The organism is Aliiroseovarius sp. D2-2 (assembly GCF_055809455.1).
On the sequence record NZ_CM147913.1, the window covers coordinates 3,061,123 to 3,086,103 of the forward strand.

Here is a 24,981-nt window from a genome sequence, read left to right on the forward strand (position 1 = left end):
AGGCAGGAGAAAAAAATGACCCAGAAATCCATTCTAATCACCGGATGTTCTTCCGGCATTGGCTATGATGCGGCCCATACACTTGCCAAGCGTGGCTGGCGCGTCTTTGCCACCTGCCGCAAAGAAGAAGATTGTGCGCGATTACGTGACGAAGGGTTGGAAAGCCTGCTGCTGGATCACGCCGATGAGGCCAGCATGGAAACCGCCATGACCGAGATTCTGTCGCGCACCGGCGGCACGCTAGACGCGCTATTCAATAACGGCGCCTACGCAATTCCCGGCGCTGTTGAAGATTTGCCTACGGATGCGCTGCGTACGATCTTTGAATCCAACTTCTTCGGATACCACCACCTGACCCGTCTGGTTCTGCCCGTCATGCGCGCTCAGGGACATGGGCGAGTGGTCCACAACTCCTCCGTTCTGGGCTTCGCCGCGATGCCATGGCGCGGGGCTTATTCCTCGACCAAATTTGCGTTGGAAGGGTTGATGGATACGTTGCGCCTTGAGATGCGGGACCAGCCCATCGACATCATCCTGATCGAACCCGGTCCAATCACCACGAAGATTCGCGAAAACGCGCAACCGCATTTCGAACGTTGGATCGATTGGGAAAACAGCCCGCGCCGCAATCTCTATGCCAAACTGCGCGAGCGTCTTTATGATGACAGCGGCGAATTGGATACGTTTGAACTGCCCGCTTCTGCGGTGACAAAAAAGCTGATTCACGCGCTGGAACACCCCAAGCCGAAGCCGCGCTATTACGTGACCACCGCCACATATATCGCCGGAATTGGACGTCGCCTTCTGTCGACACGTATGGGGGATCGCGTCACGCCAAACGGATAGGCGCGATCAATTGTCCCTCGTAAAACTGTGGGAATGGGTCTATCTGAGGCCCAACACGAAGTGAGAGATATTATGGCAAACGATCCCCTATTCCTTTTCATTGTGGTGGCCTGTGCCGCTGTTTTGATCATTCTGGTGCTGGGCATCGGATCTTTTGGCGTTGGCGGCAAAACCGCCCATAAGTACTCGAACAAATTAATGCGCTGGCGGATCGGGGCGCAGGCAGTCGCCATCGCCTTGATCCTTCTTTTCGTCTGGCTGCGTGGAGGAAACTGATGGTTGTTCTGAACAAGATTTACACTCGCACAGGCGACAAGGGTGAAACCGCCTTGGGGGATGGCTCGCGCCGTCCGAAACATGACGCGCGGGTCGATGCCTATGGCACTGTGGATGAAACCAACGCCACGATTGGCATGGTCCGCCTTCATTCCGACGGAGAAATGGATGCAGCATTGGCGCGCATTCAAAACGATCTGTTTGATCTGGGCGCTGATCTTTGTCGCCCCGACATGGCCAAAGACGCCGAGGCCGAATACCCGCCTCTGCGCATGGCACAAGAACAGGTGGATCGGTTGGAAGCTGAAATCGACGCGATGAACAAAGCACTGGAACCGCTGCGCAGCTTCATTCTGCCCGGCGGGTCAGCTCTGGCTGCACATCTGCACCTGTCGCGCACGGTGTCACGCCGCGCCGAACGTCTGTCTACAGAACTGGCGACACAGGAAGACGTGAATCCGGTGGCCGTCAAATACCTGAACCGCTTGTCGGACTGGTGTTTCGTCGCAGCACGTGTGGCTAATGATGGCGGCAAAGCGGATGTGCTTTGGGTGCCGGGCGCGAACAGATAGCAGGCACCAAGCTAGTGATAGCGGCTTGCCGACTGCGGGATTGAGTTGATACCTTGCGGAAATGAGCACTTACTTATCAGACAGTTTGGCGGTCATCATCGACCAAGCCTACAAGGTATTTCAGATGCACCCGCCAGAAAGCGCAGGTGTCTGTACTGAATGCTGCATGCTGAAAAAAGACGAAGCGCAAATTCTCGCGACACCGGTAAGAAGTGTTCCAAAAGAGCTTATTGAAGAATGGCTCAACGCCGCCTTTGACCTTCATCCGACGGAATCTAGATCAATGTGGCTTTTACCTAGGCTGATGGATTTGGTCGCGCAAGACATCGAACTGAATACTGTAGGCGACGAAATTATCTTCAAGAGATGTGGCAACTTTTCCCCTGTTTCAGTCTGGACTACGACCCCCAAGGCTTGCTTTGAAAGGTTCGCCGTCGAGATATTCGCTGCACGGCTAAGACTTCCCAATCCGCGCATCGACGAGACACTGTGCATGTTTTCAAATGCGGGAATGGACATGAATCCGTTGCTAAACCACATGGAGCAACTGGACATACATCGCCTTGCACAAGCCATCATCGCAGAAAGCGAAACGTGGTTTCCTCTTGGCGGAGACGCCTTCTGGGAAAATGGCATCCATCAACGCGAGGTTCAAAACTGGGCATTTCAGTCCAACCTCTCGGATCGGCTACTGGACGCCGCCATAATCGCTGAAGGACAAGAGCAGATCGTACTCTTTCACGCAGCAGAAACGACCAGCTCTGCCTAAGGGAATCGGCACAGTCACAACTTTGTCGGATTGCAACCCAGCAACATTCTTGCAAAGAATCCCCCTCAAAACGAAAGAACGCGACGTCCGCAGACCCGGACGTGACGATTTTACGCTGTTTTCATATGCAGCATTTCGTTAAACGTGTCGCGAGAGCATTACCGCCCCCCGTGGGCTTAACTGGGAGAGACACGCCAATGAAGGTGCTTGTGCCTGTAAAGCGCGTGATCGACTACAACGTGAAAGTTCGTGTTAAAGCGGACGGAATCCGGTGTCGATCTTGCCAACGTAAAAATGTCGATGAACCCCTTTGACGAGATTTCCGTCGAAGAGGCCATCCGCCTGAAAGAAGCCGGTAAGGTCGACGAGATCGTCGTCGTATCCATCGGCGTGAAGCAGTCTCAGGAAACGCTGCGTACGGCGCTGGCCATGGGTGCAGACCGCGCCATTCTGGTCGTCGCGACGGATGATGTCCACGATGACATCGAGCCACTGGCCGTTGCCAAGATCCTGGCCAAAATTGTTGAAGAAGAGCAGCCCGGCCTGGTTCTGGCTGGTAAGCAAGCCATCGACAACGACATGAACGCAACCGGTCAAATGCTGTCGGCCCTTCTGGGTTGGTCGCAAGGCACCTTTGCATCCGAGCTGGACATTGACGGTGACAAAGCCGTTGTGACCCGCGAAGTGGATGGTGGTCTGCAAACCATCAAGGTGAACATGCCCGCGATCGTTACGGTGGATCTGCGCTTGAACGAACCACGTTACGCATCGCTGCCGAACATCATGAAAGCCAAGAAAAAGCCGCTGGATGAAAAGACAGCTGCTGACTACGGCGTTGACGTGACCCCGCGCCTTGAGATCGTAAAGACCTCAGAGCCGGCAGAACGTGCCGCTGGTATCATCGTTGGTTCGGTTGACGAGCTTGTATCGAAACTTAAAGAAGCGGGGGCTGTATAATGGCTGTTCTACTTCTTGCTGAAGTCACCAATGGCGAACTGGCGATGGACGCCACCGCCAAAGCTGTCACCGCCGCAAAAGCACTGGGTGATGTGACCGTTCTGGCCGCTGGCGCAAGCGCCTCGGCTGCTGGCGAAGCTGCCTCTAAGATCGACGGTGTTGCCAAGGTTTTGGTTGCCGAAGATGCATCGCTGGGCCACCGCTTGGCCGAGCCGACCGCAGCCCTGATCGTATCGCTGGCTGGCGATTACGAACACATCGTGGCACCTGCCACCACCGACGCCAAGAATGTAATGCCTCGCGTTGCAGCTCTTCTTGACGCGATGATCCTGTCGGATGTGACGGCTGTTGTGGATGGTTCCACATTCGAACGCCCAATCTATGCTGGTAACGCTATGCAAACCGTCAAATCGTCGGATGCCAAGAAGGTTATCACCTTCCGCACCTCGACTTTTGATGCGGCTGGTGAAGGCGGTTCGGCTGCGGTTGAGGCCATCGGCGCTGCTGAGAACCCGGGCCTGTCGGAATGGGTTGAAGACAAAGTTGCCGCAAGCGACCGTCCCGAGCTGACTTCGGCTGGCGTCGTTGTTTCAGGTGGCCGTGGCGTTGGTTCGGAAGAGGACTTCGCCCTGATCGAGAAACTGGCCGACAAGCTGGGCGCCGCCGTTGGTGCTTCGCGTGCAGCAGTTGATTCGGGCTATGCCCCGAACGATCTGCAGGTTGGTCAGACCGGTAAGGTTGTTGCCCCGGAACTGTACATCGCCATCGGCATCTCGGGCGCAATCCAGCATTTGGCTGGTATGAAAGACTCGAAGATCATCGTCGCGATCAACAAAGACGAAGAAGCCCCAATCTTCCAGGTTGCGGATTTCGGTCTGGTTGCAGATCTGTTCGAGGCCGTCCCGGCCCTGACCGACGCAGTCTGATCTGATCGTCAGAAAAAGATCTAAAAGGCCCGCAACCCTGCGGGCCTTTTCTTTTGCGCAGCCATGTTTTGAAGCTGCCCCTAAACACGGCTTGTGGACAAAGATCGAACCAGCTCATTCGCGGTACGCTCGTGTGCAATGGTTCCCAGCATCTTTCCTGCAGCCGGCGCGTCCATTTCCGAGTGGATCAGCCCAGTTTGCCCTTCTCGGATTTCGGCAGGCGTCAGGGCAACCTCAATCAAGTCGCGGGCAAATGGGCGAATATTGTCGATCATATCTCGATCCACAAACAAAGGATCAGACCCAAGCGCATCACCAACAGTGCCGCTTACAATCATATGATCAGCAATCCATACAAGTGTGACGCGGCTTTCCAACCTAGATAGCAACGCCTTTAGACGCCCCACCCAAGCTTGCTTTAGTTCTTTGCGCACAAAGGCGAAGCGTTGTTCACAAACCGACTGAAGCGCCCCCAACAGATGGCGCGTAAAGTGATATTCCGTGAAATCCACCTCTGGATACAGGTATTTGAGCATGTTCGACGCGCGCAAAAAACGATCATTTCGACGTGGGTGCACGGCATAAAACCTGTTCGAGAGGTTCTGCGCACCCGGCACTTGAACAATGATTTCACTGGCTTTGTTGCACAGTTTCAGAAGTGCTGGATCGTGAAGATACACTTCCAGCCCCGCATTCGGGCAGCCGAGGTTTACCACAGAACGGTCCAATCGTGCCTCCAATAGATCGGGATAAGGTTGCTTGACGAAACGGCCATATGTCTCGGTCCCGCCAAGCACCGCGATGTAGGGGCTGCTCAAACTGCGCTTTGGTCCCCGGAACAGAATTTTTGATGTTTTGTATCGGCACGGGAAGTAGTCCAACGACCCTTTCCCAAGGTTCTCATAAGCCATGCCACCCACTCCAATTATTTCACCCGGAAAGGACTGTGCGCCCAAAGCCTTGCCAAAACGCTAATCTTAGAATGCCTGATATTTCATTAGCTTCGGCTTAACCCTTGCACCCGGAACCACGCGGCGCATAGTCTGGGCATAACCAAACGTAACGCGGGGCTATGCCCGTGCGGCGTGACCAGAAGGAAATACATATGAGCATCGAGACAATAGGCGTTGTCGGCGCCGGGCAGATGGGTAACGGAATTGCACATGTATTGGCCGTTGCCGGATACGAAGTCCGCTTGAACGACATTAGTCAGGACAGTCTGGATGCTGCCATCGCTCGGATCGCCAAGAACCTAGAGCGTCAGGTCTCGCGCGAGATAATCTCCGTGAAGGACAAAGATGATGCAATGGGACGGATCAGCACCACGCTGTCCCTGCCCGACCTTGGTCCAACAGATCTGGTCATCGAAGCGGCAACTGAAAATGAAGCCCTGAAGAAGCAGATCTTTGATACGCTTTTGCCGCATCTAAGCCCGGACACGATCCTGACCTCAAACACCTCTTCGATTTCGATCACGCGTCTTGCCAGTGGAACAGACCGCCCGGAACGCTTCATGGGGTTCCATTTCATGAACCCGGTGCCGCTGATGCAACTGGTTGAACTGATCCGCGGCATTGCCACAGATGAACCCACCTATAAGGCCTGTCTTGCGGTGGTGGAAAAGTTGGGCAAGACGGCTGCAAGTGCCGAGGACTATCCCGCCTTCATCGTGAACCGCATCCTGATCCCAATGATCAACGAAGCTTGTTATGCGCTTTATGAAGGTGTTGGCTCGGTCTCATCCATTGACGCGTCAATGAAGTTGGGTGCCAACCATCCAATGGGGCCGCTTGAGCTGGGTGATTTCATTGGTCTGGACACATGCCTTGCAATCATGAACGTGCTGCATGACGGGCTGGCGGATACGAAATACCGTCCCTGCCCGCTTTTGGTGAAGTATGTCGAGGCTGGTTGGGTTGGCCGCAAAGCCGGACGCGGATTTTACGATTATCGCGGGGAAACTCCCGTACCGACCCGATAATCAACTATCCAATTTGAAAGACAAAAAAGGCCCCGCTGGGGCCTTTTGCTTTCATCGCTCTGCAAGTGCCAAAGTATGTGATCTGAGCCAAGCCATGAATCCCCGTGGATCCGATTGCAGAGATTCCATCTGCTCTTCCGTCAATGCCTCACCCACCACCGGTGAAATGGATTGGTTGCAGCTTTTCACAATCTCATGCAACAGCAATGCCTGCCGCATTGTAGCGGAAAAGCGATTGGCAATTTGATACCAGCGCGAATTGGCCCCCGGGAAGAATATCGGGACAACCTGTGCACCCGAACGGCGAACGAGCTGCGCTGTGAAAACATTCCATTCACGCTCGATCGCGGGGCCCATCATGCTGTCAGAAGATGCTACGACGCCCGATGGAAAAAGCGTGACCAAACCGCCATCCTTAAGATGTTTCATGGCCTGGGCGCGCATTTCGACCATCTTTTTCTGAGCATCGGGGTCATGTGGGAATGGGACCGGGATCATGTAAGAAGACGCAACCTCGTCCAATCCATCCAGAACCGAACGGGTCAGAATGCGATAATCCTCGCGACGGCGGCCAATCAGTTCGGCCAAAACCATGCCATCGGTCAACCCATGCGGATGGTTTGCCACCACCACAACCGGGCCTTCGGCTGGAATGTTGCTTAGCTGATCATCAGGAGTTTGAAGCTTCACTCCCATCACATCAAGACAAGCACCCCAGAACGCCTGACCTTTGGGAGCACCTCGACGCTCGAGCCTACGCACCATACGCAGGATCGACACTTTCCCAGTCACCCATTCGACACAGCGAATGATCAATCCTTGAAGCGGATTGTTAAGCGAGTTCGCATAGGTCAGGCTGCGACGGTCATAGTTCTGAGGGACCGCCGCGGTAGAATTGGCCTGCGCCATATTATTTTCCGCTTCATGCGTCACGTCTAACTCACCTCTAGCCTAATACCGGCTTACATACCTTCGCCAAACTTGTCCTCTACCAATGCTTCAAGCGCATTCATCAATTCTACAGCTTGTGGGCCAGATGTCTCTACCTTGATGCTTGTCCCTTGCGAAGCTGCAAGCATCAAAAGCCCCATAATGGAATCCCCATCTGCATCCAACCCGTCTTTGGACACGCGCGCTTGGGCATCATGATTTTCCACTGTATCGACAAATTTAGCCGAGGCCCGCGCATGCAGGCCCTTAACATTGATAATCTCAAGATCTCGGTTCGTACTCATACGTTTTCAATCCTCGCTCACATCAATGCAGTCAATGTATTTTCGGCCCGCGGCCAGCGCTTTCTGGGTCGATGCTTCGACAGAAAGATGGCGGGTTTTGGCCAGCTTTAAAAGCATTGGAAGATTGGCGCCATACAGGATTTTGCGATCGGATTTGCAACAGGCGGGCAGCGACAGATTGGCGGGTGATCCCCCGAACATGTCGACAACAATCACTACACCGTCCCCTTGATCGACGCTGTCGGCGACTTTGCGAATTTCGGACCGCTTGTCTTCACGGTCACATTCCGCATCGGTCGAGATCGCACGCATACCCGGCTGCTTGCCGACCACATGTTCGACTGCCGCCAGATATTCTTTTGCAAGCCCGCCATGCGCGACGATCACGATACCGATCACGCTATACCCTCGATGTTATTGCCGCTGCTGTCCCGGCGCGGCGTTCCAATTCCCGATGCCTAATTGACACCTGCCATCCCTTAGTTGCAAGCGACTTCGCCAAGTTTTCCGCAAGGGCAACCGACCTGTGTTGCCCTCCGGTACACCCAAACCCAATCGAAAGGTGTGCTTTTCCTTCTTCGCCGAACGCTGGGATCAGAAATTCGACCAATTCCTGCACGCGTGTGAAGAACTGTTCAAAGCGCGAATCCCCAGCCACGTAGCTTGAAACCTCGTCGCTTCGGCCGTCGAGCGCGCGTAAAGCTGGTTCCCAATGCGGATTGCGCAGAAAGCGTGCGTCGAACACCATGTCCAACCCACGTGGCACCCCGCGCTTGTACGAAAACGAATGCACAGAAACAGCAAGCTCTTCAGCGCCCGACACAGAAAGCCAGCGCATAATCTCGTCCTTTAGATCATGGGGTGACAATTCCGAGGTATCAATAAGCACATCAGCACGTCCCCGAATTGGGACCAGCAGCTCAATCTCTCGGGTGATGCCCAGTTCGGGTGTTTCATCGGGTGCAAGCGGGTGACGACGGCGGGTTTCCGAATAGCGGCGCACCAATACGTCGCGCGAACAGTCCATATATAGGACCTCTACAGCAAAGGCTTCGTCTTCGCGCAGGTCTTCGATAACCTGCAACAGCATCTCGGTCGAGAAGTCGCGGTTTCGAACATCAACGCCCAGCGCCAAAGGACGTGTCAGGGCCGGACCGGATAGCATTCGTTCAATGAGGGACAGAGGCAGGTTGTCGATGACCTCGTACCCAATATCCTCGAGCACCCTGATTGCCGTGGTTCGACCTGCCCCAGAGGGCCCGGTAACCAACACGATCTTCTGTTCTGGCTCGGTTTTGTTATCCGTCATGGTCATTCCTTTGGAACCGTCGATCTAGGTTCCCGTTCGAGACATACCGCACGATTGCGAACTGTGCCAAAGTTCAACCATTTCAGATTTCGGCAGCGTAGCGTCCGCTTCGTAGCAGATTGACGATGGCAATTGCAAAATAAGGTGCATCCACGCGAAACAGACACTCAATCGCGCATCCGTTAACATCTGTTACTGCGAGTGAAGACGGAAGCCGCGCCGTTTCAATCTGGCCCATATCCACAACAAGTCGCAGTCGAGCTTGGGGGCAATGGGGCACTTTGATCAATCCCACACCACGCGCTTCAATCACCCCTGCCATTTCAGGCGGTGCAACTGCAATCGGCTCGTCATTCTGAATTTCAATCTGGCTTAGATCGTCTGCGACAAGGCAAGCCCCTAGGCCAATCAATTCTAACGCCAAGGCGGACTTTCCAGACCCGGATGGACCCGTGATCATGACCGCCGCACCGTCCACCGCAACTGTTGTCGCATGGTAGCGTGCGGTGGCTAAGGTTTCGCTCATACCGGCAACCCGACCACGAAACGCGCGCCCAACGGATCCGATGTCAGATCAGCATCGGTGGGGCGGATATTCTCTGCCCAGATAACACCGCCATGCGCTTCGACGATTTGCTTTGAAATTGCCAAACCCAGTCCCGAGTTGTTGCCGAATTGGTTCTGAGGGCGCTCGGAGTAGAAGCGGTCAAAGATCTTCCCAAGCGCCTGATCTGGAATACCGGGGCCCGTATCTTCAACCACAACCAAAACGCGGTTTTCACGCCGACGGGTCCAAACGCGAATGGCATCGCCACTTTCGCAGAAACTCAGAGCGTTTGTTATGAGGTTGACAAAGACTTGCGCCAATCGAGCCTCAAGACCGCTTGTCATGATGGGATTGTCCGGCAGATCCGTAATGAAATCTATACCTTTTTCATGTGCCTCGCCACCCAGATAGTCCGAGAGGCTACGCAGCATTTTTATCAGGTCAAACTCTTCTTCGTCCTCGCGGACCAATTCACTGTCCAACCGCGAAGCGTTTGAGATATCGCTGACCAAGCGATCAAGCCGTCGGGTGTCATGTTCGATCACGTCCAACAGCCGCACGCGCTGTTCTTCTTTGTTGGCCAACCGCAACGTCCCAACGGCCGAACGCAAGCTGGCCAAAGGGTTCTTGATTTCGTGTGCGACATCTGCAGCAAATTGTTCATTCGCATCAATGCGATCATACAAAGCCGTCACCATGCCACGCAACGCTCCGGAAAGCCGACCGATTTCATCCGGTCGTCCGGTGAGATCGGGAATGCGGACACGACGAGTTTTAACATTTCGCGGGTCGTTTTCGCCACCAAGCTCAGCCGCCGTGGCCAAATCAGCCAATGGGTTCGCAATCGTGGAAGCCAGCACCAAGCTCAGCCCGATTGACACCAGAATGGCGATAACAAACATCTGCAAAAGCTGCTCGCGCTCTGCGCGTACAAGAAGATCAAGCTCGCCGGCTGCACTGGTAATTGCAACCACGCCTTTCGGTGCGCCATCTAACAAGATGGGCGTCGCCACAGTGAAAACTGTCCCGCCGTTCGGGTCCACACCATTGGCAACTTGCGTTGCACCAAGCATGGCACGGAAATAAAGGCTTCGGGCCATGCTTTCCGTATCAAGCGGCTGATCTTTCCCAAGACCCGTGTTTGCAAAACCCGATACGGTCTCCCAGACCGAATTGAGCATATCCGTAATGACGGTCGACCCCACATCCCGCTGAAGTCCGTCCACGGGTGTGGCTTCGCCCCGGTCACGACCGACCGAGGTTGCAAGCAAGGCTTCCTTCTCGTCAAACACAAACACTTCAAGGCCAATAGGAAGGTGTAGGTTCGAGAGTGTATTAGCAAACTCGGATGGGGCAGATTCGACCAGATCAGTTTCCAGCGTTTCGATGGCTTCCTGCTCTACAACCGTGTCATTGGACAACACACTATCCACGGCTTCCGATAAGGTCTCTTCGACGATTCGGGCCGATTCTTCTGCTTGAGCAAGCTGCGCCTCAAAGACATCGGCGATCAATTCGGCCTCGACCACCAGACCCCGTTCGCGCTGGAAAAGAAGACTGTCCCGGAATGGGTTAAGGTACAGAACACCTGCCACCAAAACCACCAAACCAAAGAGGTTGAAGGTGATGATCTTGCGCGCCAGTGGCGATCTGTTGATCGATATCAGCCCGCGTTCTGCCCGGGTATCGCGCAAAGCGGTATCGTATTCATCCTGAGGAGACATCCAGTCTTCCCCTAGGACGACATCGCTTTCCGATGCTTTTTTCTTACTGGCCCTCAAACGCTCTTACTTCCTGCCTGACGCGTAACACCTGCGTCATTCCTCGTTATATCGGTATCCAATTCCATAAAGCGTTTCGATGGCCGAGAATTCCCCATCCGCCGTACGCATCTTTTTGCGAAGGCGCTTGATGTGACTGTCGATGGTCCGATCATCCACGTAGACCTGATCATCATATGCAACGTCCATCAACTGATCGCGGCTTTTCACAAATCCCGGCCGCTGGGCCAAGGCCTGCAATAGCAGGAATTCGGTCACTGTTAGTGAAACGTCGTTGCCTTTCCAGGAGACAGCGTGGCGCAAGGAATCCATGCGAAGCTCGCCCCGCTCCAAGACACGGCCCTCTTCGACTTCACCGGCATCGTCGTTGGCAATTACTTCATTGCGGCGCAACAAAGCGCGGATGCGTTCGACCAAAAGCCGCTGACTAAATGGTTTGGTGACATAATCATCTGCCCCCATGCGCAGACCTAGCACCTCATCAATCTCGTCATCTTTGGACGTTAGAAAAATGACTGGCAACGTCGATGTCTTTTGACGAACGCGCTGCAACAGGTCCATTCCGTCCATGCGCGGCATCTTGACGTCGAACACAGCCAGATCTGGCAACCGCTTGGCAAAGGCATCAAGTGCACTTTGACCATCGTTGTAAGTTTCAACCTCAAAGCCTTCAGCTTCGAGTGTAATTGACACTGATGTCAGGATGTTCCTGTCATCATCTACTAAGGCAATCCTGGACATAACGAAGTTCCCCGCACTGCTCGCGCCGTAATTATTCATTAATTCTTGTTTACATATTCTCGCGTTCTCCGCGACGAATCAACTGAGAATTACGAATCGTACGTCACCAACGCAGCTTTCTTACGCCGCGAGTCAGAATTAAACACGATTATAGCTGGTCTCTGGCACAGATTTGAAACCTGTTGATTGCGCAAACACGGTCTTGGTTGCGCTAACTGAGCAATGCAACCTGTTCCATCAGAAAGCCCGCGTGCTATAGGCCGTTTACCGGCCCTCGTTCACATGAGGGTTGGCGTGCGGGGCGGGGCCTCGTGCTCTCATGTGAAACAGATACGCCGGATACTTACAAAGAGACCGGCGACAGGAGCGAATAAATGACCACTGGACGGGTAAACCCAGCACGCCGCTTGGAAGATCAAGGCATCACCGGGCTGGGCAATGTCTATTATAACTTGATGGAGCCTGCTCTGATCGAAGCCGCTTTGGACCGCGGCGAGGGCAAGCTTGGACAAGGCGGCACCTTTTTGGTTGAAACCGGTAAACATACCGGTCGTTCGCCCAAGGACAAATTTGTCGTAAAAACACCCAGCGTTGAGCCGCATATTTGGTGGGAAAACAACCCGCCGATGGATCCGGCCAAGTTTGACGTTCTTTACGAAGATATGCTGGAGCATATGAAGGGCGGCGACTACTACGTCCAAGATCTTTTTGGCGGTGCTGATCCAGCCTATCGCCTTGATGTGCGCCTTGTGACCGAGCTTGCTTGGCACAACCTGTTCATCCGCCATATGCTGCGTCGCCCTGATCGCGACGAGCTGGATGAGTTTGACCCGCAGTTCACTGTCATCAACTGCCCAACCTTTAAAGCTGACGCAAAGCGTCACGGCTGTCGGTCGGAAACAGTGATTGCCCTGAACTTTGACCGCAAGATCATTTTGATCGGCGGCACCGAGTATGCGGGCGAGAACAAGAAGTCGGTCTTTACGCTTCTGAACTACATGCTGCCTGAAAAGGGTGTGATGCCGATGCACTGCTCGGCCAACCACGCGACAGGCAACCCGGTAGATACCGCGATCTTCTTCGGCCTGTCGGGCACGGGTAAAACCACCTTGTCGGCTGATCCCGAACGCACTTTGATCGGCGATGACGAACATGGCTGGTCGGACACCGGCACCTTCAACTTCGAAGGTGGCTGTTATGCCAAGACCATCAACCTGTCTGCCGAAGCCGAGCCCGAAATCTACGCCACAACCCAGAAGTTCGCGACCGTGATCGAGAACATGGTTTATGACGAAGAGACCAAAGAGCTGGACTTTGAAGATGACAGCCTGACGGCCAACATGCGTTGCGCCTATCCGCTGCACTATATTGCCAACGCCTCGGACACCGCTATTGGCGGGCACCCCAAGAACATCATCATGCTGACATGTGATGCGTTTGGTGTTCTGCCTCCGATCGCGCGCCTTACCCCGGCACAAGCCATGTATCACTTCTTGTCGGGCTTCACTTCGAAAGTGGCTGGCACCGAAAAGGGTGTGACCGAGCCAGAGCCCACATTCTCGACCTGTTTTGGTGCGCCGTTCATGCCGCGCCGTCCGGCCGAGTATGGTGCGCTGTTGCGTGACAAGATTGCCAAGCACGGTGCAACCTGCTGGCTGGTGAACACTGGTTGGACTGGCGGCGCGTACGGCACAGGTTCGCGTATGCCGATCCGTGCAACGCGCGCCCTGCTGACTGCGGCTTTGGATGGTTCATTGGCTGAAGCCAAGTTCCGCAAGGACGAAAACTTCGGCTTCGAAGTTCCGGTGAAAGTAGAAGGCGTTGCCGATCTGCTTCTTGACCCACGCCGCACATGGCATGACACCGCTGCTTATGACGCCCAAGCGGCCAAGCTGGTCAAGATGTTCTCTGACAACTTCGTACAGTATGAAGGCGACATTGATGACGACGTGAGAGCCGTCGCAATCGGTTAAGCCGAACACAAAATGCTTACAAACGCCCCGGTCAACGCTGGGGCGTTTTCTTTTGGCTTACGTGCAGTCATGCTTTACGTGAACGTCAAGTTTGCGCTTGCATGCCCCTATGGTTGAAACCGTTACCATACCCGGCCCCGCGCCATTGATCGGCAGCTTCTTTGCCGCGAAACAACCGCGCGCATTCGCTGTCATGAACGGCGCAACCGGGGTGCCACACAGGTTTTATCGTCACTTCGCAGCCTGGCTTGCCGAAACACAGGGCGTGTCCTGCCTGACCTATGACTACCGAGATTTCGGCGCATCGACGCGCGGTCCCATGCGGGATGTGACGGCCACGATGTTGGATTGGGGACTGCACGACACCCAAGCTGCAAGGGATTGGATGACAACCCGCGCTGGGGGATCGCCACTTTGGTTGATGGGGCATTCCTTAGGTGGGCTCATGCTGGCGCGACAACAGAACACTGATGCTATTTCGCGGGTGATCACTGTTTGCACAGGACCAGTCCACACCACGGACCATCCATGGCCCTTTCAAGCCTCGGTGCGCGCCTTGTGGTTTGCGGTCGGTCCTCTTTCCTCCGCGACCTTTGGGTATGTACCCAAACAGGTCTCGGGCTTAGGTACTGATATTCCCGGCCCGGTTTTCAGACAATGGAAACGCTGGTGCACCACTCGGGGGTACCCGGCAAAAGACCCACTCATCCCCGCCGCCCCGATGGCTGCGTTTTCCTGCCCTGTTCGCACTGTGTCGCTGTCAGATGACACATCAGTCCCGCCAATTGCCGTGGAACGAATGACAGAGCTTTATCCCGGCACCGACACTGAACATCTAGCGCTTACGCCACAGCAATTCGGACTAAAGAAAGTCGGACATGTTGACGTCTTCCGACGCGAAAACGCCAAGCTTTGGCCGGCGCTGATCGCCTAACCGACCAAGCCTTTGCGGATCAAATTTAATCCCGCGATGGTCAGTACAATCAGGGTCGCCCGCTTAAAAAGCTTCTGCGGCATCAGGTCATGCAAACGCCCCCCCAGCACCATGCCAACAAATGCTGGTACGAGCATCGCAAGGGATAGCGGAACTGTGTAGGAGTTCACCACACCGGATTTGATGTGGGCCACGAACAACACAACCGCCCCAATGCCATAGATGACACCTTGCACGCGCATCTGCTCGGCTTTCGGTGTTTCAATCGCGGTCAGGTAGGCTACCGTCGGCGGCCCCCATATCCCAGAAAAGCCACCCACAAACCCAGCAAGCGCAGCGGCCAAGCCTTCATCACGAAACTTGTTTTCAGGCTTAAGGCGCGGATCCAGCCAGCAAGCTGCATCACACAAAACGCGACGACCGTAATCCCGATTGCGATGAACATCACATCTGTCGGCACAAAACTCACAAGCTGCGCGCTTAAGGCAAGCATAACGATAAGAACGACAAGGAATAGACGGAATTTCGAGACCGCGTGCCAAACTGCCGATGCTCCTTGACGTATCGCCTGCATCCCGTTGCTTAAAACTGTTGGTAGGATCAGTGCCGCCAGTGCAACCTCGGCAGACAAGACCGTTGCCAAGCCGGAAATCATGATCAACGGCATTCCAAAGCCCACGACACCCTTCACGAACCCTCCAAAAAGGGTCACGCCGAACGCGAGTATCAGCGTCAATAGGGGAAGATCGGCAAGTATGCCCAAGGCGTTTCTCCTGCTGTATCTTTCTTTTACAAGAGCCGGTTTCGCGACGCACCCCACAAATCGCTACGTCATTTTCGTTCGATATGAAGGCATTTGTTGTATTTTTATTGCGCTGCACCTGCAAAATGACTATCTCTCTGCAGACGCAAAATAGACGCCGAATCTGGGCGTCTTTTGACAGGAGACCACGATGACCAGCGCCCTGATCGACAACCTTCTAGACCTGACCGGTGCGGCGCTTGCCCCGGTCAATGCAACCTTCGACGCCGCCAAGGAAAATGTCCGGACACTTGTTTCGGAGGGCGACCGTGTATCAGGCGCAAAGTTGGAAGAGCATCAAGCCGCAGCTCATGCCCTGTCATGGCTTGCAACCTATGCCGAAAGCTTGCGCCAGATGAATGCTTGGGCAGGTCGCCTGAACGATGAAGGTCGGTTCGGCGAAATGGAAAAGCTGATCCTTCAGATTGCCTTTGGCGAATACCTGGCCCAGATAAAGGGCGGCATGATGATGAGCCAGAACGAGATGGCGCGTCTGGCAGATATGGGCGTCGATGGTGCCGTACTGGACACCGACGCGATCAACACATTGGTCGCGAATGGCAATAACCAAGCTGCCCGCACACGCCTTGTGGAACTCATGCAAGATAACGCTGGCCACGCCACCTTCGGGGCGACCGGGCTGGACGAAGAGCTTGAGATGATCCGCGAGCAGTTCCGCCGTTATGCGGACGACCGCGTTGTGCCCAACGCACATGAATGGCACTTGAAAGACGAATACATCCCGCTGGAAATCCTTGAAGAACTGGCCGAAATGGGTGTCTTTGGTCTGACCATCCCCGAGGAATATGGCGGGCTGGGCCTGTCAAAAGCCTCGATGGTTGTTGTGTCCGAGGAACTGTCGCGCGGGTATATTGGCGTGGGCTCATTGGGTACCCGTTCTGAAATCGCGGCCGAGCTGATCCTTGCAGGCGGGACGGATGAGCAAAAAGAACAATGGCTGCCGAAAATCTCGTCGGCCGAGATCTTGCCGACGGCCGTCTTCACTGAACCCAACACCGGGTCCGACCTCGGTTCTCTGCGCACCCGTGCGGTTAAAAATGCCGATGGGGACTATGAGGTTACAGGTAACAAAACCTGGATCACCCACGCCGCCCGCACCCACGTGATGACGCTGCTGGCACGCACCAACCCCGACAGCAAAGACCATCGCGGTCTGTCCATGTTTTTGGCCGAGAAAACCCCGGGCGATGACGAGAATCCGTTCCCGACCGAAGGCATGACCGGCGGCGAGATCGAAGTACTGGGCTATCGTGGCATGAAAGAGTTCGAACTGGGCTTTGATGGTTTTAAAGTGAAGGGCGAAAACCTGCTAGGCGGCGAAGAAGGTCAGGGCTTTAAGCAGCTGATGAAAACATTTGAAGCTGCCCGCATCCAGACCGCAGCTCGTGCCATTGGTGTTGCGCAGAACGCGCTTGAGCTTGGCATGCAGTACGCCGAAGACCGCAAGCAATTCGGCAAATCGCTGGTCAACTTCCCGCGCGTTGCTAACAAGTTAGCCATGATGGCGGTCGAGATCATGGTGGCACGCCAGCTGACCTATTTCTCGGCTTGGGAAAAGGATCACGATCAGCGTTGTGATCTTGAGGCCGGGATGGCAAAACTGCTGGGCGCGCGCGTCGCTTGGGCCTGTGCGGATAACGCACTGCAAATCCACGGCGGCAACGGCTTTGCGCTGGAATACCAAATCAGCCGCGTGTTGTGCGACGCCCGCATCCTGAACATCTTTGAAGGTGCTGCTGAAATTCAGGCGCAGGTCATCGCACGTCGTTTGCTGGGCTAGAGCGCCGACCAGAAGCCCAATGCCAAGATAAGACAAAGTGGGCTATAAAAAATCAGGTTGAGCCGCGCAAACGGCTCTTCCGTCTGCACGCCCAGCGACGGAAGCGCATAGCTGACCAGCCCGCGTAGGCCGAAAACGGCTACCAATCCCCAACCCATAACGTCGAGAAGCCAGCTTGGTCCCAAGGTGGACCCATTGGTGAGGCCAGATAGGACTAAAGCGGCGATTAACAAAGCAACGGCCACGAGCCCGGCCGCCCATCCGGGGGGCATACGTGTAATCCCCGGTGCGCCCACCACGGCGCGGGCCAATCCTGCTTCATCGCGTACGGGCCACCAGATCCCCAAGGCCCAAAGCACGTGCGCCGCAGCGGTCCCAAACAAGATCGCATAGGTGAGGTACAATAGAATCGTCTGCATTTCCGGCTTCCTTTTTATACATACGCTTGCGTATGGTGCACGCGATTGCTAAGTTGTCAATACGCTTACGTATGGAGCTTCGTCGATGGCAGCATCAAAAGAAAGACTGACCGCTGAAAGCTGGATCCTGGCTGGGTTCCGCGCCCTTGCCCGATCCGGCCCTCAAGCCTTGAAAGCAGAACCCCTTGCGCGCGAAGTCGGTGCAACAAAGGGTTCTTTTTACTGGCATTTCAAAGATGTACCCGCATTTCACGCGGCAATGCTCGCCCTATGGGAGGAAAGAGCCGTTGATGATATCACGCGTTTTCTTGACGCCGAGAAGGATCCGGTTCGCAGGCTTTACACGCTTGGCGAAATCTCCACCTCGACGGACCCCGAACATGGTGGGGACGCCGCTGAACCCGCCATCCGCGCATGGGCGCAAAGCAACCATACGGTTGCGAATTCCGTGGAGCGTGTTGATCAGAAACGAATGGCCTATCTCTCAGAGATTCTGTCAGATCTAGACCTGACCAATCCCGATTTTGCGCGCATGATCTACGGCGCCTACATCGGTATGGGCACGCTGTCGGCCAAAGACGGTGCGGACAATCAAGATGCGATGAGCACGCTTCTGGCTGCCCTTTTAGCCCTGCGTGATGCGTAGAACTGGAAAACGTGCACCCACATCCCTATCTTATCGCTCATGAGATTACTTCTATTCATCGCAGCGACCGCAAGCCTGATGGGCTGCAAAGACGAAACCATATCGGGATATGCCAACACAGACGCAGAATGGCGGCTGGTAGAGCTGAATGGGGATGCGTTTCCGTCCAGAGCCACGATAGCCTTCCCCGAAAAGGGACGTATTGCGGGTAAAGCCCCCTGCAACAGCTATTCAGCCGCTCAGAAAGCCCCTTACCCTTGGTTTGAAACGGGTCCCATCGCATCAACCAAAATGGCATGCGCGGATCTAGCGGCTGAAAGCGCCTTCTTCACAGCCCTAAGCCAGATGCAAATTGCAGAAGCCTCTGGAAATACACTGATCCTGTCTAACGAGGCCGGGAGCGAGATGGTATTTACGACCGATGCGCCTTGATCGCATCGCGTTTTAGGCGGTCCACAAAGCGGGCACGTGCTTCTGGTAAGGGCCTATCACCCAATGCATGCGCCACCCCGTGGGTTAAGAAGTGACCAGTGGTTATCAAACCGTCCAGCACATTAGATAACGTGCCGTCACCTGCACCCAAAAGCTCTGGCGGTAAGGGCAAAAGCTGTTCGGCCCATTCGCCTGCCCCTTCAGCGGACACAGCCCGCCCAGTTTTGGGCGAGACATAAGCCAAATCATCCCGACCACCGGTAACCGCGCATTCGGACAGGTCTAGGCCGAAGCCCAACTCCTCAAGCAATGCCAATTCCCATTTCAAATAGGCCGTGGGCCAGGCTTCATTCACTCCAAGAAGATCCAGCATAGATTGGGTGCGCTCGTATAACACTGGATGGGGTTCACGTTCCGGCAGGGCGAAGCCTAGAAGGGCAGTGATCGCATTCAAACCGGCCAGCGCTGTGCGGTCAGACATGACCAATGCGCGACTGCGTAAGGGTTCCACGGTGTAGCTGCCAATATGCTCTTCAAGACGCGCACGCCACGCCACATCCAGCTGCGCGCCGGGCTGTAGGATTGGAGCAATCTTACGACTGACACCCCCCCGCACAACACCGGCGTGACGCCCGTGTTCCTTGGTGAAAACATCAATGATGGCAGAGGTTTCTCCGTGTTTGCGCACGGACAAAAGCGCCCCTTGATCCCGCCAATCCATCGCTCAACCTCCTACGAGGACCATAGACACAGAGGGATCAGTCGGAAAGGCCTGGTTCATCCAGCAAGTGGCGGCCTGCGCGGTCCTCGACTTCAATCACCCAAAGGTCAGGATCAAAGCCCTTTTGGCGGGTAAGGGCGGCATCGACGTCAGCCTCGCCCCCTTCAGACAGAACCAACCAGCAGCGTTCGCCCGTCATCAGGTCGAAGCTGCGTTGATAGGCCACTGCCTGCCCGTCAAGGGTGTTCATCTTGACCAAAACAGCCCCCGCAGTCGGGTCGCCCTTTTGGGTGATGAAGGCCGGAATATCTTGCAACCGCAAGCGCGTCAGATAGGCCGAGACCCAAACATCCGCGGTCAGACGCATCACTTATTCCCGTCGCGGAAATTGAGCCCCATTTCCGAGTAACGTTCTTTTTCCTCAAGCCAGTTCGGGCGCACTTTGACCTGCAAGAACAAATGGATCTTTCGACCCATGAACTCTTCCAATTCGGCGCGGGCGGATTGGCTGACAGCTTTAATCGTCTCGCCTTTTTTGCCCAGAATGATCCCTTTGTGACCATCGCGAGCGACATAGATAATTTGATCCACGCGGGCGGATCCGTCTTTGCGCTCTTCCCAGCCCTCAGTCTCGACCGTCAGCTGATAGGGCAGTTCCTGATGCAGGCGCAGGGTCAGTTTCTCGCGCGTCATCTCGGCGGCGATCATGCGCATGGGCAAGTCGGCAATCTGATCTTCCGGATACAACCAAGGACCTTCTGGAAGATGATTGGCCAGCCATGTACGCAGGTCTTTCACGCCATGACCTTTCTCGGCCGAGATCATAAAGGTCTCAGAGAAATTGAAACGCTCGTTCATGTCTTTGGTCAGAGCCAACAGAGCCTCTGATTGCACCCTGTCGATCTTATTGATGGCAAGGGCAACAGTGCGGCCCTTCCCGATCTCTTCCAAACCTTCAAGGATCCGCTTAACGCCGTCGGTCACGCCGCGATGTGCTTCGACCAACAGGACGATGACATCCGCATCGGACGCCCCACCCCAAGCCGCGGCCACCATAGCGCGGTCCAGACGGCGGCGTGGTTGAAACAGGCCGGGTGTGTCCACGAATACGATCTGTGCGTCGCCTTCGATCGCCACGCCACGAATGCGCGCGCGGGTCGTTTGCACCTTATGTGTTACGATCGAGACTTTGGCCCCGACCATTTGATTGGTCAGTGTCGACTTGCCCGCATTGGGTTCGCCGATCAGGGCGACAAAACCCGCGCGTGTCTGAGCATCTGACATGTGTTTATCCTTCAATCTGCGCCAAAAGCGCCTTTGCAGCAGCCTGTTCGGCGGCGCGTTTCGAATTGGCCTGCGCCGTAGCTGTTTTTCCATCCGCCAATTGCACCTCGATGGTGAACATTGGCGCGTGGTCCGGGCCTTCGCGCCCTGTTTCCACGTATTTTGGCACCGACATCTTGCGCCCTTGCGCCCATTCCTGAAGCGCGGTTTTCGCGTCGCGCGCGTCGGCTTCGACCTTATGGATACGGTCGCCCCACAGTCGAAGGATCATATCACGCGCAGGGTCCAGCCCACCGTCAAGATAGACCGCAGCAATGACCGCTTCCATTGCGTCCCCTAAAAGCGCCAGCTTGCGTCGCCCGCCGGTCTTCATTTCAGACCGGCCCAATTTCAGAACCTCGCCCAAGTCTACCTGACGGGCGACGTCGGCGCAGGTTTCCTTACGCACCAAAGCGTTGTAGCGCGGGGCAAGCGTTCCTTCTGGCGCATTGGGATCATCTGCCAGAAGCTTTTCAGAGATAATCAATCCAAGCACCCGGTCGCCCAGGAACTCTAGCCGCTGGTTATCAGGCCGCGTGGCCGATGAAAGTGATCCATGTGTCAGGGCGCGGATCAACAGATCGGGTTTCGAAAACTCGTACCCGATACGTGCCGCGAAGGCTTGAAGATCCGCCGAGAGCTTCACTCGATTGCCTTGAAGAAGCGGTCAGAACGCCATGTCCAGAAATAGAACAGACGTTTGCCCGCAGCCGAGAACATGATGCGATCCGCACGACCCAGAAGGTATTCGGCGGGCACAAATCCTACGCCGCCAGCATTGGGGCTAACACGGCTGTCGATCGAGTTGTCACGGTTGTCACCCATGAAGAAATAGTTGCCTGCGGGGACCGTAAACACATTGGTGTTGTCTACGCTGCGCGTGGCAAAGTTCAGGACGGAATGCTTGACTCCGCCTGGCAATGTCTCGATGAATTTTTCTTTCAGGCACTCAGCCCCTTCGCCAACGGGACGATTGATACATTGCGGGATCGTTCGGAAACGGCCTTGTGGCAGTTTGATCTCGGAGAACGTTCCGGCTGGCACCTGAGTTGCCTCTTCGCCATTGATCGACAGAATACCATTCTTAACCTGAATCTTGTCACCCGGCAGACCGACTAAACGCTTCACATAGTCGGTGCCAAGGGTCGGGTGGCGGAACACAACGACATCGCCACGTTCGGGCTCGGATCCAAGCAGGCGTCCTGAAATCGGGCAGGCTGAGAAGGGGCAGGAGTGTTTGGAATAGCCGTAGGCCATTTTGTTCACGAACAGAAAATCGCCGATCAGAAGTGTATCTTTCATCGATCCGGTGGGAATCCAGAAGGGCTGAAAAAACAGGGTGCGGAAGATTCCGGCGATGATCAGCGCCCAGAAGATCGTTTTAACGTTCTCCCACAGGCCATCTTTCTGCTTCTCGGTCATGTCTCTGCCTTTTGTTTGTCAGGCCGCAAGGGACCGAAATCTGTTGAGGGCGATATGGGCGGATGGGGGGCAGGAGTCAAGTTTCGCCCACCGTTTTGGCGGCTTTGAGCAGGGTTTTAGGCGGGTCGCGCCTCAATCACCACAAATGCCTGTGCCCAAGGGTGATCATCCGTCAGGGTGACGTGGATCACGGCCTCGTGCCCGTCTGGCGTCATGTCGCCCAGTCGTTCTTTGGCCCAGCCCGTAACCTCCATCACAGGTTGGCCTGAACGCAGGTTTGATACCGCCATGTCGCGCCAGCTGATCCCCATCGCAAGCCCAGTACCCAGCGCTTTGGAACACGCTTCTTTCGCAGCCCAGCGCTTTGCAAGAGTTCCAGCTTCGTCCTTGCGACGCGCGGCCTTGGCGAGCTCGCGCTCGGTAAAAACGCGATGGCGGAAACGATCGCCGAAACGATCCAGAGTGCCCTGAATGCGTTCGATATTCGCAAGGTCTGTTCCGATGCCAAGGATCATTCAGCACGCACCGTTAATATTTTCAAGCTGGCGGCGCCAAACAGGGCGGCGAACGCAAGCTCAAACCAACGACGTGCGTCGCGGTATATCGCAACCGCTTTTGGGGTCGAAAACAGGTAGGCATAACCAATGAAAACCAGAACGCCTCCTGTATACAAAAAGGCAAACATGCCAGCGATATGCGATCCCGGCGCAGAAGGAGGCAGGATGATAGAGAAAACCGCACCCCAAGACAAAATCGCTTTGGGATTGGTCAAGTGTACCAAGGCACCTTTTTTGAATGCAGCTACTCGCGATCCTCTAGCAACGGCACCGTCATCAATTGATTTCACAGCAAATGCGGATTTTAGCGACCGGACTGCAAGATAAAGCAGATAAGCAGCGCCCGCATATTTGATCGTGGCGAACAGCCAGCCGTAAGACAGCATCAACGCCCCCATTCCAAGAGCCGCCGTTATTCCCCAGAAAGCGCCACCTGCCAGGATTCCTAAAGCAAACGCGATCCCTTGCTGCCTACCTTCGGACATCGACGTCGCTGCAATACCCAGCGTGGCCGGCCCAGGCGAGGCACCCGCCAGCACCCAACCGAGCCACACAATGGCAAGCTCGAACCCTGTCATCCGCGCGCCTGATCCATCAGGCGACGCATCTCGGCGATGACATCTGGCAATCCGTGGAATATGGATTCTCCGATCAGGAAATGTCCAATATTCAGTTCAACCACTTCTGGCATCGCGGCGATGGGGGCGACGGTGTCGTAGGTCAGGCCGTGGCCTGCATGCACCTCAAGCCCCAGCGAATGCGCAAAAGCAGCGCCTTCGCGCAAGCGCTCTAGTTCAGCATCACGTTTGGAAAAATCGCCTTCGGCGTGGAAATCGCAGTAAGCCCCGGTGTGCAGCTCAACCACAGCCGCGCCAATCCGGGCCGACGCCTTGATCTGATCAGCATCCGCATCAATGAACATGGACACGCGACATCCTGCATCCCGCAGGGGCGTGACATAGACACCCAAACGATTGTCGTTGCGCGCAACGTCCAACCCGCCCTCGGTCGTCAGTTCCTCGCGTTTTTCAGGCACAAGGCAAACTGCATGGGGTTTGTGGCGCAGCGCAATGGCCTGCATTTCATCAGTTGCGGCAAATTCGAAGTTCAATGGCACAGTCAAATCGGCCATCAGACCATCAATGTCTTCGTCCCGGATATGGCGGCGATCTTCGCGCAGATGTGCAGTGATGCCATCTGCCCCAGCCTCTTGCGCCAACTGCGCGGCGCGAACTGGGTCTGGGTAAGCAGAACCGCGCGCGTTCCGTACGGTCGCCACGTGGTCAATATTCACGCCAAGCCGAAGCTTGTCAGCCGTCTGGGTCATGTCCGTGCTCCTGCACTTATTCCGTTTGGGTAAGTGTTACTCGTTTTTCGTGGGATCGCCACCCTCGGAAAACCGTTCGGCCATGCGTTTTTCATATCGCACCTTCAGCTTCTTGATCCGGCGTCGCTGATAGGCATGGATCAGCGGATTGGCCAAAATATAAGCTGCCGTCCCCGCGACAGCACCGGGAATGAGGCTGCCCACCAAGTAAGGTTTGAAAACCCGGCCATAGAAACGGCTAAGCTCGGACCAATCAGCCGAAGCGTCCGTGAACATCGCCTTGAAGTTGCTCCACAAACCATTTGTGGCCGCAGCGAAACTTGAAACGATTTCAGGAAGATGAACCGTCACCTCATGCCCTAGCATGGCATGGCCCAGATTGACGGAAAGCTCCGCAATCAGCGGGAAGGTTATTGGGTTACCCACGAAGGTAGCCAGAAGCGATGCCAGAACATTGCCGCGCAACAGCCACGACAGAATGGCCGCAGTCAGAAAGTGCAGTCCGTAGAACGGAGTGAAAGACGCAAACACTCCAGCCGCGATTCCGCGCGAGATCCGATGCGCTGGATCAGGAAGACGCCGTAGCCGATGGATCACATATTGTGCCGCACGATACCACCCGCCGCGCGGATAGAAGAACTCCGCTACGATTCGCAAATACGATCGCGGGTTTCGTTTAAACAC

Annotated in this window: 29 protein-coding genes and 2 pseudogenes; 12 read left to right on the forward strand and 19 right to left on the reverse strand. The window is 55.3% G+C overall.

Going from position 1 to position 24,981, the window contains the following annotated elements:
* Positions 1–15 precede the first annotated feature (15 nt).
* From AC0L6A_RS15135 to AC0L6A_RS15160, 6 genes and pseudogenes are all read left to right on the forward strand, one after another.
* On the forward strand, positions 16–846 hold the full coding sequence (locus tag AC0L6A_RS15135; protein ID WP_473291146.1) for an SDR family NAD(P)-dependent oxidoreductase: 831 nt from the start codon (positions 16–18) through the stop codon (positions 844–846).
* A gap of 72 nt (positions 847–918) precedes the next feature.
* The gene (locus tag AC0L6A_RS15140) at positions 919–1,122 is read left to right on the forward strand and encodes a twin transmembrane helix small protein (protein WP_473291147.1); all 204 of its coding nucleotides are present in this window, start codon (positions 919–921) and stop codon (positions 1,120–1,122) included.
* A complete protein-coding gene (locus AC0L6A_RS15145) occupies positions 1,122–1,694 on the forward strand; it encodes a cob(I)yrinic acid a,c-diamide adenosyltransferase (RefSeq protein WP_473291149.1) in 573 nt (190 codons plus the stop codon). The genes AC0L6A_RS15140 and AC0L6A_RS15145 overlap by 1 nt, the downstream gene beginning before the upstream one ends.
* 85 nt (positions 1,695–1,779) lie before the next feature.
* Positions 1,780–2,463 (forward strand): hypothetical protein, encoded by a 684-nt coding sequence (locus AC0L6A_RS15150; RefSeq protein ID WP_473291150.1) that lies wholly within the window; start codon positions 1,780–1,782, stop codon positions 2,461–2,463.
* A 197-nt stretch (positions 2,464–2,660) separates the two neighbouring features.
* Positions 2,661–3,420, forward strand: a pseudogene (locus AC0L6A_RS15155) (electron transfer flavoprotein subunit beta/FixA family protein).
* Positions 3,420–4,346, forward strand: a complete 927-nt coding sequence (locus tag AC0L6A_RS15160) for an electron transfer flavoprotein subunit alpha/FixB family protein (RefSeq protein WP_473291152.1) — start codon at positions 3,420–3,422, stop codon at positions 4,344–4,346. Before AC0L6A_RS15155 ends, AC0L6A_RS15160 begins: the two are co-directional and overlap by 1 nt.
* 80 nt (positions 4,347–4,426) lie before the next feature.
* Here the strand turns inward: AC0L6A_RS15160 and AC0L6A_RS15165 are convergent, their stop codons facing one another.
* Positions 4,427–5,257 carry a DUF6473 family protein gene (locus AC0L6A_RS15165; protein ID WP_473291153.1) on the reverse strand — a complete coding sequence of 277 codons (831 nt, stop codon included), beginning with the start codon at positions 5,255–5,257 and terminating at the stop codon, positions 4,427–4,429.
* Between the two features lie 194 nt (positions 5,258–5,451).
* Between AC0L6A_RS15165 and AC0L6A_RS15170 the strand changes: the two genes are divergently transcribed.
* Positions 5,452–6,327, forward strand: coding sequence for a 3-hydroxybutyryl-CoA dehydrogenase (locus tag AC0L6A_RS15170; protein WP_473291154.1), 876 nt, complete (start codon positions 5,452–5,454; stop codon positions 6,325–6,327).
* Positions 6,328–6,378: 51 nt separating this feature from the next.
* Here the strand turns inward: AC0L6A_RS15170 and AC0L6A_RS15175 are convergent, their stop codons facing one another.
* From AC0L6A_RS15175 to AC0L6A_RS15205, 7 genes are all read right to left on the reverse strand, one after another.
* Entirely contained in the window at positions 6,379–7,236 is an 858-nt protein-coding gene (locus tag AC0L6A_RS15175; RefSeq protein WP_473293520.1) for a lysophospholipid acyltransferase family protein, read from the reverse strand.
* 53 nt (positions 7,237–7,289) lie between these two features.
* Positions 7,290–7,562 carry an HPr family phosphocarrier protein gene (locus AC0L6A_RS15180; protein WP_473291156.1) on the reverse strand — a complete coding sequence of 91 codons (273 nt, stop codon included), beginning with the start codon at positions 7,560–7,562 and terminating at the stop codon, positions 7,290–7,292.
* Between the two features lie 6 nt (positions 7,563–7,568).
* The gene (locus tag AC0L6A_RS15185; RefSeq protein WP_473291157.1) at positions 7,569–7,961 is read right to left on the reverse strand and encodes a PTS sugar transporter subunit IIA; all 393 of its coding nucleotides are present in this window, start codon (positions 7,959–7,961) and stop codon (positions 7,569–7,571) included.
* Between the two features lies 1 nt (position 7,962).
* The gene (gene rapZ, locus AC0L6A_RS15190) at positions 7,963–8,871 is read right to left on the reverse strand and encodes an RNase adapter RapZ (protein WP_473291159.1); all 909 of its coding nucleotides are present in this window, start codon (positions 8,869–8,871) and stop codon (positions 7,963–7,965) included.
* Between the two features lie 82 nt (positions 8,872–8,953).
* On the reverse strand, positions 8,954–9,397 hold the full coding sequence (locus AC0L6A_RS15195; protein ID WP_473291160.1) for an HPr kinase/phosphorylase: 444 nt from the start codon (positions 9,395–9,397) through the stop codon (positions 8,954–8,956).
* Positions 9,394–11,142, reverse strand: a complete 1,749-nt coding sequence (locus AC0L6A_RS15200; RefSeq protein ID WP_473291162.1) for a sensor N-terminal transmembrane domain-containing protein — start codon at positions 11,140–11,142, stop codon at positions 9,394–9,396. The genes AC0L6A_RS15195 and AC0L6A_RS15200 overlap by 4 nt, the downstream gene beginning before the upstream one ends.
* Positions 11,143–11,235: 93 nt before the next feature.
* Positions 11,236–11,940, reverse strand: coding sequence for a response regulator transcription factor (locus AC0L6A_RS15205; protein ID WP_473291163.1), 705 nt, complete (start codon positions 11,938–11,940; stop codon positions 11,236–11,238).
* Between the two features lie 374 nt (positions 11,941–12,314).
* Between AC0L6A_RS15205 and AC0L6A_RS15210 the strand changes: the two genes are divergently transcribed.
* Both AC0L6A_RS15210 and AC0L6A_RS15215 read left to right on the forward strand, forming a co-directional pair.
* A complete protein-coding gene (locus AC0L6A_RS15210; RefSeq protein WP_473291165.1) occupies positions 12,315–13,913 on the forward strand; it encodes a phosphoenolpyruvate carboxykinase in 1,599 nt (532 codons plus the stop codon).
* Positions 13,914–14,022: 109 nt separating this feature from the next.
* Positions 14,023–14,847, forward strand: coding sequence for an alpha/beta hydrolase family protein (locus AC0L6A_RS15215; protein WP_473291167.1), 825 nt, complete (start codon positions 14,023–14,025; stop codon positions 14,845–14,847).
* Here AC0L6A_RS15215 and AC0L6A_RS15220 read toward each other — a convergent pair.
* Positions 14,844–15,514, reverse strand: a pseudogene (locus tag AC0L6A_RS15220) (TSUP family transporter). The gene AC0L6A_RS15215 and the pseudogene AC0L6A_RS15220 overlap by 4 nt on opposite strands.
* Positions 15,515–15,800: 286 nt before the next feature.
* On the opposite strand from AC0L6A_RS15220, the gene AC0L6A_RS15225 reads away from it, so the two are divergent.
* The gene (locus tag AC0L6A_RS15225) at positions 15,801–17,450 is read left to right on the forward strand and encodes an acyl-CoA dehydrogenase family protein (RefSeq protein ID WP_473291168.1); all 1,650 of its coding nucleotides are present in this window, start codon (positions 15,801–15,803) and stop codon (positions 17,448–17,450) included.
* On the opposite strand, the gene AC0L6A_RS15230 is transcribed toward AC0L6A_RS15225, so the two are convergent.
* Positions 17,447–17,869, reverse strand: a complete 423-nt coding sequence (locus AC0L6A_RS15230; protein WP_473291170.1) for a DUF3995 domain-containing protein — start codon at positions 17,867–17,869, stop codon at positions 17,447–17,449. The two genes, AC0L6A_RS15225 and AC0L6A_RS15230, sit on opposite strands and share 4 nt — an antisense overlap.
* An 85-nt stretch (positions 17,870–17,954) precedes the next feature.
* Here AC0L6A_RS15230 and AC0L6A_RS15235 point away from each other — a divergent pair, with 85 nt between their 5' ends.
* Together AC0L6A_RS15235 and AC0L6A_RS15240 are read left to right on the forward strand one after the other, a co-directional pair.
* Complete coding sequence (locus AC0L6A_RS15235; RefSeq protein ID WP_473291171.1) at positions 17,955–18,515, forward strand: TetR/AcrR family transcriptional regulator; 561 nt, start codon at positions 17,955–17,957, stop codon at positions 18,513–18,515.
* Positions 18,516–18,554: 39 nt separating this feature from the next.
* Positions 18,555–18,947: an META domain-containing protein gene (locus AC0L6A_RS15240; RefSeq protein ID WP_473291173.1), complete on the forward strand. Its 393-nt coding sequence runs from the start codon at positions 18,555–18,557 to the stop codon at positions 18,945–18,947.
* On the opposite strand, the gene recO is transcribed toward AC0L6A_RS15240, so the two are convergent.
* From recO to AC0L6A_RS15285, 9 genes are all read right to left on the reverse strand, one after another.
* On the reverse strand, positions 18,928–19,668 hold the full coding sequence (gene recO, locus AC0L6A_RS15245) for a DNA repair protein RecO (RefSeq protein ID WP_473291174.1): 741 nt from the start codon (positions 19,666–19,668) through the stop codon (positions 18,928–18,930). The two genes, AC0L6A_RS15240 and recO, sit on opposite strands and share 20 nt — an antisense overlap.
* Before the next feature lie 37 nt (positions 19,669–19,705).
* Positions 19,706–20,035, reverse strand: a complete 330-nt coding sequence (locus AC0L6A_RS15250) for a DUF1491 family protein (protein ID WP_473291176.1) — start codon at positions 20,033–20,035, stop codon at positions 19,706–19,708.
* On the reverse strand, positions 20,035–20,952 hold the full coding sequence (gene era / locus AC0L6A_RS15255; protein ID WP_473291177.1) for a GTPase Era: 918 nt from the start codon (positions 20,950–20,952) through the stop codon (positions 20,035–20,037). Before era ends, AC0L6A_RS15250 begins: the two co-directional genes overlap by 1 nt.
* A gap of 4 nt (positions 20,953–20,956) precedes the next feature.
* On the reverse strand, positions 20,957–21,637 hold the full coding sequence (rnc, locus tag AC0L6A_RS15260) for a ribonuclease III (protein WP_473291178.1): 681 nt from the start codon (positions 21,635–21,637) through the stop codon (positions 20,957–20,959).
* The gene (gene lepB / locus AC0L6A_RS15265) at positions 21,634–22,413 is read right to left on the reverse strand and encodes a signal peptidase I (protein WP_473291180.1); all 780 of its coding nucleotides are present in this window, start codon (positions 22,411–22,413) and stop codon (positions 21,634–21,636) included. The genes rnc and lepB overlap by 4 nt, the downstream gene beginning before the upstream one ends.
* A gap of 116 nt (positions 22,414–22,529) precedes the next feature.
* The gene (gene acpS / locus AC0L6A_RS15270) at positions 22,530–22,928 is read right to left on the reverse strand and encodes a holo-ACP synthase (RefSeq protein ID WP_473291182.1); all 399 of its coding nucleotides are present in this window, start codon (positions 22,926–22,928) and stop codon (positions 22,530–22,532) included.
* Positions 22,925–23,548: a LysE family translocator gene (locus AC0L6A_RS15275; RefSeq protein ID WP_473291183.1), complete on the reverse strand. Its 624-nt coding sequence runs from the start codon at positions 23,546–23,548 to the stop codon at positions 22,925–22,927. The genes acpS and AC0L6A_RS15275 overlap by 4 nt, the downstream gene beginning before the upstream one ends.
* A complete protein-coding gene (locus AC0L6A_RS15280; RefSeq protein ID WP_473291184.1) occupies positions 23,545–24,297 on the reverse strand; it encodes a pyridoxine 5'-phosphate synthase in 753 nt (250 codons plus the stop codon). The genes AC0L6A_RS15275 and AC0L6A_RS15280 overlap by 4 nt, the downstream gene beginning before the upstream one ends.
* A gap of 36 nt (positions 24,298–24,333) precedes the next feature.
* Positions 24,334–24,981, reverse strand: a complete 648-nt coding sequence (locus AC0L6A_RS15285) for a DUF2062 domain-containing protein (protein WP_473291185.1) — start codon at positions 24,979–24,981, stop codon at positions 24,334–24,336.